Origin of the sequence: Burkholderia sp. BCC0322 (assembly GCF_902833045.1) — a bacterium.
Taxonomy (GTDB): domain Bacteria; phylum Pseudomonadota; class Gammaproteobacteria; order Burkholderiales; family Burkholderiaceae; genus Burkholderia.
Genome location: NZ_CADFDU010000001.1, coordinates 969,960 through 983,062, shown reverse-complemented (window position 1 = coordinate 983,062; position 13,103 = coordinate 969,960). Strand labels below are relative to the sequence as shown.

Annotated in this window: 11 protein-coding genes; 3 read left to right on the top strand and 8 right to left on the bottom strand. The window is 68.4% G+C overall.

Going from position 1 to position 13,103, the window contains the following annotated elements:
* Positions 1-109: 109 nt before the first annotated feature.
* Together HWX39_RS04560 and HWX39_RS04555 are read right to left on the bottom strand one after the other, a co-directional pair.
* The gene (locus HWX39_RS04560; RefSeq protein ID WP_175965755.1) at positions 110-1,585 is read right to left on the bottom strand and encodes an efflux RND transporter periplasmic adaptor subunit; all 1,476 of its coding nucleotides are present in this window, start codon (positions 1,583-1,585) and stop codon (positions 110-112) included.
* A 34-nt stretch (positions 1,586-1,619) separates the two neighbouring features.
* Positions 1,620-2,957: a TolC family protein gene (locus HWX39_RS04555; protein WP_175965754.1), complete on the bottom strand. Its 1,338-nt coding sequence runs from the start codon at positions 2,955-2,957 to the stop codon at positions 1,620-1,622.
* Positions 2,958-3,129: 172 nt separating this feature from the next.
* On the opposite strand from HWX39_RS04555, the gene HWX39_RS36080 reads away from it, so the two are divergent.
* Positions 3,130-3,546 (top strand): M35 family metallo-endopeptidase, encoded by a 417-nt coding sequence (locus tag HWX39_RS36080; RefSeq protein ID WP_244134902.1) that lies wholly within the window; start codon positions 3,130-3,132, stop codon positions 3,544-3,546.
* A gap of 15 nt (positions 3,547-3,561) precedes the next feature.
* Positions 3,562-4,011 carry an OmpA family protein gene (locus tag HWX39_RS04545; protein WP_175965753.1) on the top strand — a complete coding sequence of 150 codons (450 nt, stop codon included), beginning with the start codon at positions 3,562-3,564 and terminating at the stop codon, positions 4,009-4,011.
* Positions 4,012-4,185: 174 nt separating this feature from the next.
* On the opposite strand, the gene HWX39_RS04540 is transcribed toward HWX39_RS04545, so the two are convergent.
* The 6 genes from HWX39_RS04540 to HWX39_RS04515 form a co-directional block, all read right to left on the bottom strand.
* A complete protein-coding gene (locus tag HWX39_RS04540; RefSeq protein WP_175965752.1) occupies positions 4,186-5,376 on the bottom strand; it encodes a phosphotransferase in 1,191 nt (396 codons plus the stop codon).
* Positions 5,377-5,418: 42 nt separating this feature from the next.
* Complete coding sequence (pnuC, locus tag HWX39_RS04535; protein ID WP_021157393.1) at positions 5,419-6,051, bottom strand: nicotinamide riboside transporter PnuC; 633 nt, start codon at positions 6,049-6,051, stop codon at positions 5,419-5,421.
* 59 nt (positions 6,052-6,110) lie between these two features.
* Entirely contained in the window at positions 6,111-8,342 is a 2,232-nt protein-coding gene (locus HWX39_RS04530; protein ID WP_175965751.1) for a TonB-dependent siderophore receptor, read from the bottom strand.
* Positions 8,343-8,945: 603 nt separating this feature from the next.
* Positions 8,946-9,149, bottom strand: coding sequence for a DUF2970 domain-containing protein (locus HWX39_RS04525; protein WP_175952258.1), 204 nt, complete (start codon positions 9,147-9,149; stop codon positions 8,946-8,948).
* A 122-nt stretch (positions 9,150-9,271) separates the two neighbouring features.
* A complete protein-coding gene (locus HWX39_RS04520; protein ID WP_175965750.1) occupies positions 9,272-11,329 on the bottom strand; it encodes a pyridoxamine 5'-phosphate oxidase family protein in 2,058 nt (685 codons plus the stop codon).
* Between the two features lie 36 nt (positions 11,330-11,365).
* On the bottom strand, positions 11,366-12,010 hold the full coding sequence (locus HWX39_RS04515) for a glutathione S-transferase (protein ID WP_175965749.1): 645 nt from the start codon (positions 12,008-12,010) through the stop codon (positions 11,366-11,368).
* A 126-nt stretch (positions 12,011-12,136) separates the two neighbouring features.
* Here HWX39_RS04515 and HWX39_RS04510 point away from each other — a divergent pair, with 126 nt between their 5' ends.
* Entirely contained in the window at positions 12,137-13,066 is a 930-nt protein-coding gene (locus tag HWX39_RS04510) for a LysR family transcriptional regulator (protein ID WP_175965748.1), read from the top strand.
* The last annotated feature ends 37 nt before the right edge of the window (positions 13,067-13,103 follow it).

Below are 13,103 nucleotides of genomic sequence, written 5' to 3'. Positions count from 1 at the left end.
ACGGGGGACGGTCACCCTCGACGGACGGGCCGCCCGGCCGGTCAGGCGGCGGGCCGGAACGCGGGCCGCATGGCGGGCCGCGAGTCGTGCAACGGCGCACACGTAACGCTCATTCATGTTCCGCGCTCCCCTTGCCGAGTTCGGCCTTCAGCACGAAGCTGTTCGACGCCGCGTACTCCTGGCCCGGCTTGAGGCCCTTCAGCACTTCAGTCGCACGGTCGTCGCGCCGCCCCGTCTCGACGGCCTGGGCGACGAAGCCCTTCGGCGAGCGCACGAACACGGACGGTGCGCCGTCGACGTCCTGCAGCGCGTCGCTCGCGACCGCGAGGGGCACGCCCTGCCTGCCCGCGTCGACCGACACGTTCACGAACATCCCGGGCCGCCACACCCGGTCCGGGTTCGGCAGCACAACGCGCGCCGGCGCGGTGCGCGTCTGTTCGCCGAGCAGCGAGCCCACGTACGCGATCGGGCCGCTCGAACGCGATTCGAACGCGGTCGCGACGACCGTCGCGTCGCGGCCGACCCGCACGTCGTTCAACCGCTGCGCGGGCACCGCCATCTCGGCCCATACCGTCGACAGGTCGGAGATCACGAACATGCTGGCATCGGCGGCGATCGCTTCGCCCGGCGTCGCGTGCTTCTCGACGATGGTGCCCGCGAACGGCGCGCGCAGTTCGTAGCGGTTCAGCGCGCCCGCGCCGGCCGGCGCGTTCAGCGCGGCAAGCTTCTGCCGCGCGTTCTGCACGGCGATCTCGGCTTCACGCAACTGCACCTGCGCCTGCTGATAGTCCTGCTCGGCCGAGATGCGCTCCGTCCACAGCGTGCGTTCGCGCTCGTAGGTCGCGCGTGCGCCCGACAGCCGCCGCTCGGCGGTCAGCAGCTCGCTGCGCCGGTCGGCAAGATCGGTGCTCGCGATCACGGCGAGCACCTGCCCCTTCGCGACGTTCTGCCCGAGCGACACCGACACCTGTTCGACGATGCCGGCCACGCGCGGCACCACGTGCGCGGTGCGATCCTCGTTGAACTTGATCTCGCCCGGCAACTGGAACGGTGTCGCGATCTGCGCGGGGCCCGCCTTCGCCAGCGCGATCTTCGAGGTCGCTAGCTGCGCGTCGGTCAGCGCGATCGCGCCGTCGGCGCGCGCGAACGGGAACGACGCGGCTTCCTTGCCCGCCTTCACGTCGATCGTCGCATCGAACACGTGCGGCTTGCCGATCGACTGCGCGGACACGAACTTCGGGCCGGCCGCGTCGAAACGCAGGGGTTCGTGCGTGCGGTCGTAGCGAATCAGCGTGCCGGTCACGGTGACGCCCTTGTCGGCCGACTTGCCGTCGACGAACGGATAGACGACGAGGCGCGCATCGCCGGGCTTCTCCGTCATCACGATTTCGACGGACAGCCTGCCGCGCTTGAGCACGACACCGCCGCGCTCGCCGGCGGCTTCGGCGGATGACGCGGCTCCGGAAGCCGTCGATGCGGCCGCGCCGTTGCCGCCGCCGTTGCGGGTGACGCCGAGTGCGCCGATGACGATCCCGGCGCTGCCGAGCACGACCGCCGCGATGATCAGGATTCTGCTGCGTGACATGGTGATCCTTCAGGTAGATGAGGCGTCTGTTGCGCTATTGCGTGACCGCCTCGGGCGGTGCAAGCGACGCGAGCGGCGTACCGACGAGCCGGCCGATGTCGGCGCGGGCCGTATGGGCATCGGCGAGCGCGCGCACGTACTGCGACTGGCCCTGGAACAGCGTGCGCTGTGCGTCGAGCACGTCGAGGAAACTGAACTTCCCGAGCTCGTAGCCGCGCGACATCGCGTCGAGCGCAAGGCGCGCGGCCGGCAGGATGTCGGCCTTCAGGCGCTGCGCTTCCTGCGCGGCGGCTTCGAAATTCGCATACGCCTGCGTGAGGTCCAGCCGCAGGCGCGTGCGCTCGCGATCGAGATCGGCGTTCGCGCGCTCGGCCTTGTGCGTCGCCTCGAGCAGCGCGCCCTGGTTCGTGTTGAACAGCGGAATCGGGATCGACACGCCGACCACCGCCTGGTTGTCCGGCACGCCGCCCGTGGTCACGCGCTTCACGCCGGCACTGATCGTCACGTCGGGAATGCGCCGCGCGCGTTCGAGCGACACGGCCGCGTTCGAGCGCAGCATCTCGGCGCGCGCGATCCGCGCGAGCGGCGCATCGTCGAGCTGCGCGGTCAGCGCGGATAGCGGCTCGACCGGCGGCAGGGCTTCGAGATCGCCCTGCACCGCCAGCCGGCCACCGCGTGCTTCGCCCATCACCGCATTCAGCTTCTCGCGCGCGACCTCGACACGGCCGCGCGCGGTCACGACTTCGATCTGCACGCCGGCCGCCGCCACGTGCGCCTTGGTCGCCTCGACCGGCGACACCTTGCCGGCCTGTGCACGGCGGCTCGCGAGATCCGCGGAGCGCGCAGCGATCGCGGCCGATTCCTCGGTCACCTGCAGCTGGCGCTGCGCGGCGAGCAGCCCGTAGAACGCGGCGATCACGTCGGCGCGCACGACGGCGCCCTGCTCGTCGAGCGATGCATTGGCTGCCTCCCTGCCGTACGACGCGACATCGAGCCGAGCGCTGCGCTTGCCGCCGAGTTCGATCGTCTGGTTGATCAGCGCGGTCGACGTGCGTTCGGCGCGACGAAAGCCCTCCTGCAGGAACGACACTTCGGGGTTCGGACGCGCGCCGGCCTGCATCAGCGCGCCGGCCGACGCATCGACGTCCGCGCGCGCGCCGCGCAACGCCGGATTGTTCCGGGCCGCGACCGACAGCGCGTCGGAAAGCGTCAACGAGGTGGAAGGGAGAGCGTCGGGTGCCGGTGCGCGGATCGGCGCGGCGCTGCCGGAGGCAGCCGGGGCCGGGGCCGGGGCCGGCGACAGCGACGGCTGCGCGTGAGCCGTCGCGGCCATCGCGAAAGCGACGGCCGCGGCGAGGTTGAGTTTGAGCATGTTCGGTTCTGCGGTAACGGTTCGCGACCGATGCTACGGTCCGGCCGCAGTGTGAACATGAGGCGAAGATGACATTTCCGTCATGTTCGGCGCGTGGTACTCGCGGAATCACCGGGCATATCTGCCCAGATAGCTACCTGCACACAACGTTTGAACGCTCGCGCGCGATCCGATGGTGTCGTCACATCTCGTCGGACTCGTCGCCTCGCTTTCGAACGCTCAATTCGGTCGCGTCTGGATCACAAAAAATAATTGTCCATTCCGAAATTTCGAACAAGTTCTATGGACATCTTCATCTGAAAAGATGACCGTTCAAGGCTGCTGGAACGCGAACGTAATCATGCCGCGTCATGACCTCTGGTTCGGCGGCGCCGATTTGCGTGATCAGAATATGTTCGGAGATTCTCGCCTATCCACGCTCATTCATGAAGTAACGCACTTCGCCGACACCTTCGGCAGCAGCGATCCTCGTTACGGGCTCGACCCTACGGCGACCGCATGGGCAAGAGCCCATCCTGATCTCGCATTGAGAAATGCGGATACACTCACTGGATTCGTGATCTATGGTGAAGATTTATTTGCAGAGTAAGAAGTCGAATTCAGCATGAACATCGCGATTGTGGCACTACCGTCTATTTTTTCAGCTCTATCCCTTTTTTCCACAAATTCCATTGCAGAATGCCAGGGTTCGCAAAATTTGCCATCCCGACAATTTTTTGTTTCTTTTTCATCAGACAGCTACGAAATCAGCGAATCCGAGAAAATACGCATCGAACAATGGGTGTCGGAAATCAACTCCAAGCACCCAATTCAAAAATGGATCGATATAATTGGCAGTGCGTCCAAAAATGAAATCACCCCCGATCAACTTGCAAAGAAACGTGCGTCCGCGGTGGCAAAGACCGTCATAGACGATGGCCTGATAAACGCACCATTTCAGATAAAAACGCAAATTTATCCAGCCGGCAGCACAACCGAATCAACATCGGAAACCCGTGAGGTCACCGTTCAGGTAAGTCCCGGCTGCCTCGACAACTGCTGTACGGGCCATTGATATGAAGTCGGCTCATTCATCGCCGCCGCGCTTGCGTTGAGTTGCCCATCTCCAACGCTCGCCTGCAGCGGTCCATCGAATCTGGCCGGACGATATTTCGATGTTCGATTCAGTAATGATTCGAGCAACGTATCAACCGCCGCACGGGTGAAGCTATCAGGGCGCTCTCAAAACTCAAACGATCCCGTGCTTCGCGCGCCGGCGCTGCACGAGCCAGTCGAGCAGTTGCCGTCCGTCGCGTTCGCCGAACCACCGCGCGTGCCCGATCAGATAACCGTCGTACGCGATGTCGACGATGGCCGGCGCATCGATGATGCAACCGAAATAAGCGACCTCCGACAGCGCGAATTCCGTGTGTACGATCGGCAGCAGCGCGACCAGCGCCGCATAGGCTTCGTCGCCCAGCGGTTCGAGCGATTCGTACCCGTCGAGCAGCGCATCGATCTGCGCGTACTCGACGCGGCGCGCGTCGGCCGGCGCCATCCAGTCGACCGTATTGCGCTCGATCGCGAGCGCGAGGTCCATCACCGCGCAGGTGCGATCCGACAGTCCGAAATCGAGCACGGTCCGCACCTGCGCGCCGGGCCCCGCTTCGGTCCACAACAGGTTCGACGCATGCCAGTCGCCGTGTGTCCACAGCGGCGGCAGCGCAGGCAGCAGCGGCACGAGGCGTGCGTGATACGGGCCGATCGCGTCGGCCACGTCGCCGCGCCAGTCGCGCGCGCCAAGCGCGCGCACGAGCAGCGGCTGCGCGTCGACCCAGCGTTCAAGCGCGCCCGCCAGATCGGCGCACGACAGCACGCGAAAGCTCGACAGCAAGGTCCGCACGGGCCGTGCCGGCGCATCGTAGCCGGCCGACGCGCGATGCAGCTCGGCCAGCGCGCGGCCGGCCGCGTACGCGTGCGAAGCATGCGTGAACGGCTGCCACGACATCACGCCGCGATACGGATCGACGCCCGGCGCCCGCACGTGCACCTCGTAGGTCCACTCGCCGGACGCGAATGCGGTCGCGCCGTCGCGATCCGCGAGAATGTCGACCACGGGCGTCCCTCGGTTGCGCAGATGCGCGATGAAGCGATGCTCTTCCTCGAGCCCTTCGACATCGCGCAGACTCACGTGATGACGCTTGACGAACAGCCCGCGGCCGTCCGTCATCTGCACCAGGACGGCCGCCGCGAACTGCCGCGGGCTGTGCCATGTGAGCCGCGCCGGCTCGCCGGCGCCGTCGATCCGCGCGAGCACCGCCGCCACCTCGTCGTGCGTCATCAGCGGCCAGTCGCGTTCGGCCTGCTCGCCGTCGACGCCGAATTGCGGCGGCGCGACGTCACGCGGCAGGGATCCGTCCGGCTCGAGTGGGAATGACATGAACGACGTTGCTCCGTGGTTGAATCCGAATCGGCGCGTGGATCAGCGCGCGCCGCCGCCTGTTGCCAGCGCACCGCCGGCCGCCGCGCGCAGCGCCGCGGCCGTGCGGCTCCAGTCGCGCCAGCCGACGACGGCCAGCCCGATGAACAGCGCATAGAGTCCGGCCGTCAGATACAGTTCCTTGAACACGAACATCCCGACGTACACGACGTTCACGACGATCCACAGCCCCCACGACGCAATGTAGCGCCGCGCGGTCCAGTATTGCGCGACGAGGCTGAACGCGGTCAGCGATGCGTCGACGAACGGCAGCGCCGCATCGGTCCAGCGCGCCATCATGCCGCCGAGCAGCGCGCTGCCGACGACGGCCGCGATCAGGTCGGGCAGCATCTGCATCGGCCGCACGCCCGTGACGGGCGCCACGTCGCCGGCCGGCGCCGCATTGCCGTCGGCCTCGCTTGCACGCTGCGCGAGCCAGCGTTGCCAGCCGTACACCTGCAGCACCGCGAACGCGCCCTGCAGCAGCATGTCCGAATACAGCTTCGCGTCGAAGAAGATCCAGCCGTACAGCGCGACCGACACGAGCCCGACCGGCCAGCACAGCATGCGCCGCTTCGCGGTCAGCCAGATCGCGAGCGCGCTGACGATCACGCCGGCGATTTCGAGTGGGGACATCGTCTGTGCTCTCCAGGTTAGCTGCCGGGGCCGCGTGTCACGCGGCCGGTTCCGGACACTCAGAAATCATAGGTCAACGACACGCGCGCAGTGCGAGGCGCACCCGGGAACAGGTACGCATCGCCCTGCTGCTCGCCCGCGTCGCGCCAGTAGAACTTGTTGAACAGGTTGTCCACCGACACGCGCAACACCGTGCGATGGCCGCCGATCTTCGTCGTATAGCGCGCGCCGAGATTGAACACGAACCACGACGGCACACGCGCGGTGCCCTCCTCGTTCGCGTTGCGGGCCGCGCTGTACTCGACGCCGCCCAGCACGTTCAGCCCCGCGACGCCCGGCACCGCGTAGTCCGCATACAGCGACGCGCGCAGCGCCGGTACGTTGATGATCTGGTGTCCTTCGTACGCCGGCGACCCGGAATCGTATGCACGCGCGCGAATCGCCGCGACGCTGGCCGTCAGCGCGAGGCGCTCGGTCACGCGCCCGGCCGCGCCCAGCTCGATCCCCTGGTGCCGCTGCGTGCCGCGCTGCACGAACGTGTAGGTCGTGCCCGATGCGTCCGGGTCGGCGAACTGGAACGGCTTGCTGATCGAAAACACGGCGGCCGTGAGGCTCAGCCGGTCGAGCCAGTCGTATTTCGCGCCGACTTCGAACTGGTGCGATTCGACGGGCGGCAGGAACGCATACGCGTTGGTCGCGCGCACCGGCGCCTGGTCGCCGAGCGACAGCGCCTTGCTGTACGACGCGTACAGCGACAGCACGTTCACCGGCTTGTAGACGAGCGCGACCTGCGGCAGGAACACCGAGCGGTCGGTATGCGTCGCGTCGCCGTCGAGGCTGCTCCAGCTGCGCTGGCGCAGCAGCACTTCCTTGCCGCCCGCGAGCACCTGCCAGTGTTCGCCGAGGCTGATGCGGTCGAGCCCGAACACGCCGTACTGCCACGCATCGAGGCGCGGATACGACGGGCCGGGCGAATTCGGCGACGGTGAAAACGTCGTGTCGGGCCCGTAGATGTTCTCGCTGCCCACGTAGTCGTACACGGCGTCGGCCATGCTCACGACGCGGCGCTGCACGCTCACGCCGAGTGTCAGCTCGTGTCGCAGCGGGCCCGTCGCGAACTTGCCCGTCGTGACCGCACGCAGGTCGTCGTTGCGACGATATTCGCCGGGGCTGCGGAAGTCGTACACGTCGTAGTCGCCGTTCGCGCCGAAGAAGAACGGCGACGTCGCGCCGGCCGTGCAGCTCGCCGCATACGAGCAGCCGTACGGGAACGCGCTGTTGTCGTCGATCATCGTGCGGCTGCGGCCGGCGGCGATGTAGGCTTTCCAGTCGTCGTTGAACTGGTAGTCGAAGCGCGCGTTCAGGTTCAGCGCGTCGGTCGTCACCGGTTTCGCCCACGGCTGCGTGCCGAGCGCCTTCGATGTCGTCTTGACCGACGGCACGACGGTGCCGCCGAGCAGCTGGTAGCCGGGCCCGGAACGCTGGATCCACTGCTGGAATTCGGCGTTGAGCTGCAGGCTCGCACGCGGGCTGATGTCCCAGTCGGCGGCAATCGAGCCGAACGTGCGCCGCCCGTTCGTGCCGTCGATGTACGAGTGCAAGTTCTCCTTCGCGGCATTGATCCGGAAGCCGAACTGGTTGTCGGGGCCGAAGCGGCGGCCGAGATCGACGGCCGCCGACGTCGAGCCGCGGCTGTCGACGCCCCCCGTCACGCTCGCGACATTAGCCGAGCGCTTCGTCACGAAGTTGATCACGCCACCCGGCGCGACGACGCCGCTGTCGATGCCGGCGAGCCCCTTGAGGATCTCGACGCGCTCCTTGTTCTCGAGCGGCACGTTCTGCTCGGCCGATACCGTCAGCCCGTCGATCCGGATCGCGCTCGCGAGGTCGACCGGAAAGCCGCGGATCGCAAAACCTTCGAAATAACCGACCGGCGCATAGTTGTTGACGACCGACGCGTCGTTGCGCACGACGTCGCTCAACCGCTTCGCCTGCTGGTCGTCGAGCTGCGCGCGCGTGACGACGCTCACCGACGCCGGCGTGTCGCGCAGCGGTGTATCGTCGAGCCCCGCGACCGACGCGTTGCGTGCGCGCAGCGTATTGCCGCGCTCGCCGCTCACCGTGATCGTCGGCAGCGTCGCGCTGCCGGCTGCCTCGGCGTCCGGCGCCGGCGCATCGCCCTGCGCCGCGGCGGCCTGGGCCGCGAAAAGCGTGATGCCGAGACCGACGCCAAGCCCGATCTTCGCGCGCCGCCGCCGTGCGGGCGACGCTGTTGTTCTATTCACCGTCATTGTTCTGGATGGAAAACTCGCCACTCGACCTGTCGAAACCCGTTACAAAGCTGCGAAGCGCGCCCGCGACCGGCCCCCGCCCTTCAGCCGGACGCATGCGTCGGCTCGATATTCATCAGACGAACCGGACGATACGGCGCGCAAGCGGGCCGCTCGGTCGGGACGACGCAGGATGGGACATCGGATTCGGGTGACGCACCGGGCACCGACGCAGCCGTCGACGGGTTCGTCGGGGGGTGTCGGGCGGCCGGCTGCATCGCGCGGCCTTGCCATGCGGAGGGACGCTTCGAACGCCTCGGTGCGGGTGCGACGCGCTTGCGCGCACCATTCGATGGAACGGCGGCGTGCCCGTCGCGCGCGACATCGCGGCGCGGCGCGCATTTTACCCCGGGCGGGGCTGGCCGCCCCGGAATCGGGCGAAACGGGGGGCGGCGAAGGCGGAAATCGCGAAAGCGCGATTCGTGCGGCACGACGACGGCGCCGACGTGCGCGTGACTGGCGTCGTGCGCGGCAGCCTCGAAAACCGGCGCAGTGGCGCGCCGGTCATGCGGCCGCCATTCGGAGCGGGTGCGTTGGCCCGCTCGCGGTTCGGCGGCCGGTCGCTCAGAACCCCTGCATCGTCACCGTCGGATCGACGACCAGGTGCACGACGCCGTAGATGACCGCGCCAACGAGCAGCGCGAGGAGGATCGCCACGAACGGCAGCAGGGTGAAGTTCGCGTTCGCGAGATCCGTCGCGTGCGCCTTGCTGTTGCGTACGCCGAAGAAACTCCACAGGACCAGTCGGATCATGCCGAGCAGTTTCATGATTGCGCTCCTTTCATCTATCGGTTGACGCTATCGTCGATCCGACCGGCATCCGAAAAAAGAAGCAGTTGCGCGCGCTTTTCGCGCAGCAGGCCGTCTGCGGCGGCATGTCGCAGGGTGCGTCAGCGGTCGAGCACGAGCGGGTCTGTCCCTTGTGCGGGCCGCGCGATGCACAGCAGCGCGCAACCGGGTTCAACCGGCGCATCGGACGCCTGCTCGTAGTCGACCGCCCCGGACAGCACGCGCGTCGCGCATGTGCCGCACGACCCGGATCGGCATTCGGACGGCACGTCCACGCGCTGCCCCTCCGCGAATTCGAGCAAGGTGCCGTCGGCGGGCGTCCACGCGGCCTCGCGGCCCGTGCGCCGGAATACGACCGGCACGCTAGCCACCGCGGGCGTTGCAGGCGTGCGGGTCGCGCTGCGCGCCACGCTCGACGGCCCGAATGCCTCGAAGCGGATGCGTTCGTCGGGCACGTTCAGCGCGCGCAGTCCGTCGTACAAGTCGCGCATGAACGCCGACGGTCCGCAGAGGTAGAAGTCGTAATCATCGAACGAAAGGATCCGCTTCAGTCGAGCGATGTCGATCCGGCCGGCATGTGCCGCCGAGCCTTCGTGAGGATGACTGTCGAACCAGTGGAGCGACAATCGTCCATCGGCGGCCGCGACGCGTGCCAGCGCCTCGGCGAACGGTCGATCTTCCGGCTCGCGCGCGCCGTGTACGAACACCACGCGGCGCGACGGTTGATCGTCGGCCAGCGCACGGCGCAGCATCGCGATCATCGGCGTGTTGCCGATACCGGCCGACACGAGCACGGCCGGGCGCGGGCTCGCGAGATCGAACGAGAAGCGGCCGCGCGGCATCTGCGCGTCGAGCGTCATGCCCGCCTGCGCGTGATCGTGCAGCCACGCCGATACGCGCCCTTCACGCTTCACCGTGATCCGGTAATGCGCAGCGCCCGGTGCATCGGAGAGCGTGTAGCTGCGAATCGCCGGCGCATCGCCGCCCGGCAGCGCGACGCGCAGCGTCAGGTGCTGCCCGGCTTCGTAGGCAGGCAACGCGCCGCCGTCCGCCGCTTCGAAATGGAACGAACGGATCGCACGCGCTTCGTCGACGATCTTCGCGATGCGCAGCGGCCGCCACGCCGATGCCGATGCCGATTCAGGTGCGGATGTCGACGGCACCGGCACTGCCCCTGCCCCTGCGCCCGCCGCCATCGCGGCGAACTGCGGCGCACGCTCGACCGCCGACCACCGGAACGGCAGCACAGCGCGCATGCGCCGCACTTCCCGCACATGGAACCGCACGACCCGCTGCGCGCCGTCGAACGACGCAACGAGCGGCCCATCCCACACGATCTCGGCATGCGCGGCCACATACAGCAGGTCGCCGTTGTCGAAATCGACGAACAGCAGCCCGGCACGCGGATCGTGCTGCAGGTTGCCGAGCGTGTTGAAGAAGCGGTTGCCGCTGAAATCCGGCGTCGTCAGCGTGCGCGCATCGTCGACGCGCACGAAGCCCGGCATCCCGCCGCGATGCGACACGTCCGCGCCGCGCGCGGCGCCCGCGTCCGCCGACGTGTTCGCGCTCGCGACGAAAAACGTATCGGCCTGCGCCAGCAGCGCGCGATCCGCATCGTTCAGCGCGTCCGACACGCGGGGCCCGGTGGACGTATCGACTTCCCGTGCGACGAACGCCGGCTTGCGGCCCTGGATGTACTTCGCGCAGTTGCCGAAGCTCTGCTCGACCGCGATCGTCAACGCATCGCCGTCGACCGCGCGCACGACGCCGTTGACGCGATTGCGCCGCCGCGTATCGAATTCGATGCCGAGCCCGCCCAGCGGCGCGCCCGGCTGCCACGCGCCGGCCAGCGGATCGCCCGGCAGCGCGCGCGCCGCGATGCGCAGCGTGCGCGCGTCGGGCGACGACACGAACCCCGGCGCGCCGGCCCGCAGCGTCGCCCACGGCTGACCGTTCGCGTCGACGCCGCCGAGCACGAAGAACGGCAGTTGCGCGAAAAACGTCCGGTGCTGATCCGGCATGAAGCGCCGGATCCCGCGCCGGCCCGCCGAACCCGCGGCCTCCGTCACGCCCGCGCGCTGCTGCACGGCGAGCTCGCCCGCGTGAAACGGCGCGGCATCGAGTTCCCAGCCCGGTACGACGGCGGTCGGGGTGTTCATCACGTTCTCCCTGTTCAGGCCCGGCTTGGGTGGGCGTTACGCGGCGAGCAGGCCCACGCGCGTCGTCGGCATGGCGACGAAGCCCGGCAGCGCCTCGATGCGCGCCAGCCACGCACGCACGTGCGGATACGGCTCGAGCGTCACGCCGCCCTCCGGCGCGTGCGCGATATACGAATACGCGGCGATATCGGCGATCGTCGGCTGCGCGCCGGCCGCGAACGGCTTGCCGGCCAGCTCGCGGTCGATCACGTCGAGCACCTTCGCGGCCGTGCGCTTGGCGGCCTCATGGTCGAGCTTCGCGCCGAACACGGTCACGAGCCGCGCGGCGGCCGGCCCCGATGCGATCGGCCCGGCCGCATACGACAGCCAGCGCTGCACGACTGCCGCGCCGACCGGGTCGTCAGGCAACCAGTGCGCGTCGCCATAGCGCTTCGCGAGGTAGACGAGAATCGCATTCGAATCGGCGATCACCGTGCCGCCATCGTCGATCACGGGCACCTGCCCGAGCGGATTGACCGCGAGGAACGCCGGTTCGCGCTGCGCGCCGGCCGCGAGATCGACGTCGACGGTCTCGGACGGCAGGCCGAGCAGCGACAGGAACAACCGGACGCGATGGGCGTGCCCGGACAGCAGGAACGAATAGACGCGAATCGGCGAGGCGAGCTGGCGGGCAGCAGACATGGAAGCACTCCGGAATCTCGCGCCGCCGGGGATCGGCGACGAACACCTGCAGCGTAGCGCTCGCCGTTCATCACCAGAAGACGGATAATCGTGGAAACATTATCCTCTTTCATAGGACAATCGACGATGGCCGATCTGCGCGACGTGAACCTGAACCGGCTGGCGATCTTCGTCGCGGTGGTCGACGCCGGCTCGCTGACCGCCGCTGCCGAGCGGCTCGGCCTGGCGAAGACGGTCGTCAGCACGCACATGCAGCGCCTCGAATCCGAGGTGGGCGCGAACCTGCTGGTGCGCACGACGCGGCGGCTGAGCGTGACCGACGCGGGGCGGACGTTCTACGACGCATGCCGCGACATCGTGCGTGCCGCCGAAAGCGCGCTCGACGCGGTGTCGTCCGACGCGGGGCCGCTGCGCGGCACGCTGCGCGTGAGCGTGCCGGTCGACTACGGCGCGCTGGTTGTCGCGCCTGCCGTCGTCGCCTTGCGCGACCGCCATCCGGGGCTCGACGTCGAACTCGTCGCGAACGACCGCGTGGTCGATCTCGTCGCGGACAACCTCGACGTCGCGATCCGCATCGGCCGCCTCGCCGATTCGAACTATCGGGCGGTGCAACTCGGCACGTACGAGAAATGGCTGGTCGCGAGCCCCGCGTTCGTCGCGCGCCACGGGCGGCCGCACGATCCGGATGCGCTCGCCGCGCTGCCGTTCGTGATGCTGTCGACGCTGCCGCGCCCGCATACGGTCGAACTCGAAAACACGAACGGCGGCGCCGCTTCCGTGCGCTGTGCCGCGCAAGTCGTGTCGAACACCGCCACCGCGTGCCGCGCGATCGTGCTCGCGGGCGGCGGCTTCGGGCTGCTGACGGATTTCTCGACCGCCGACGACGTCGCGGCCGGCCGGCTCGTGCGGCTGCTGCCCGCGTGGCGCTCCGCGCCGGCCGGGATTCACGCGGTGTATCCGTCGACGCGGCTGCCTTCGCCGAAGGTGCGGGCGTTCGTCGATGCGATGAAGGCGAGGATCGGGGAGATGGCGGCAGCGCCGGTGCGCTCGACATGAGTGAAGCCCACGCGCGGTAGATGCCGGATTGCCGGCG

Coding starts and splice junctions, on each gene's coding strand:
- pnuC (WP_021157393.1), bottom strand. CDS start 6,051: ATGTCCCCACTCGAAATCGCCGGCGTGATCGTCAGCGCGCTCGCGATC.
- HWX39_RS04515 (WP_175965749.1), bottom strand. CDS start 12,010: ATGTCTGCTGCCCGCCAGCTCGCCTCGCCGATTCGCGTCTATTCGTTC.
- HWX39_RS04545 (WP_175965753.1), top strand. CDS start 3,562: ATGAACATCGCGATTGTGGCACTACCGTCTATTTTTTCAGCTCTATCC.
- HWX39_RS04530 (WP_175965751.1), bottom strand. CDS start 8,342: ATGACGGTGAATAGAACAACAGCGTCGCCCGCACGGCGGCGGCGCGCG.
- HWX39_RS36080 (WP_244134902.1), top strand. CDS start 3,130: ATGGTGTCGTCACATCTCGTCGGACTCGTCGCCTCGCTTTCGAACGCT.
- HWX39_RS04555 (WP_175965754.1), bottom strand. CDS start 2,957: ATGCTCAAACTCAACCTCGCCGCGGCCGTCGCTTTCGCGATGGCCGCG.
- HWX39_RS04510 (WP_175965748.1), top strand. CDS start 12,137: ATGGCCGATCTGCGCGACGTGAACCTGAACCGGCTGGCGATCTTCGTC.
- HWX39_RS04540 (WP_175965752.1), bottom strand. CDS start 5,376: ATGTCATTCCCACTCGAGCCGGACGGATCCCTGCCGCGTGACGTCGCG.
- HWX39_RS04525 (WP_175952258.1), bottom strand. CDS start 9,149: ATGAAACTGCTCGGCATGATCCGACTGGTCCTGTGGAGTTTCTTCGGC.
- HWX39_RS04520 (WP_175965750.1), bottom strand. CDS start 11,329: ATGAACACCCCGACCGCCGTCGTACCGGGCTGGGAACTCGATGCCGCG.
- HWX39_RS04560 (WP_175965755.1), bottom strand. CDS start 1,585: ATGTCACGCAGCAGAATCCTGATCATCGCGGCGGTCGTGCTCGGCAGC.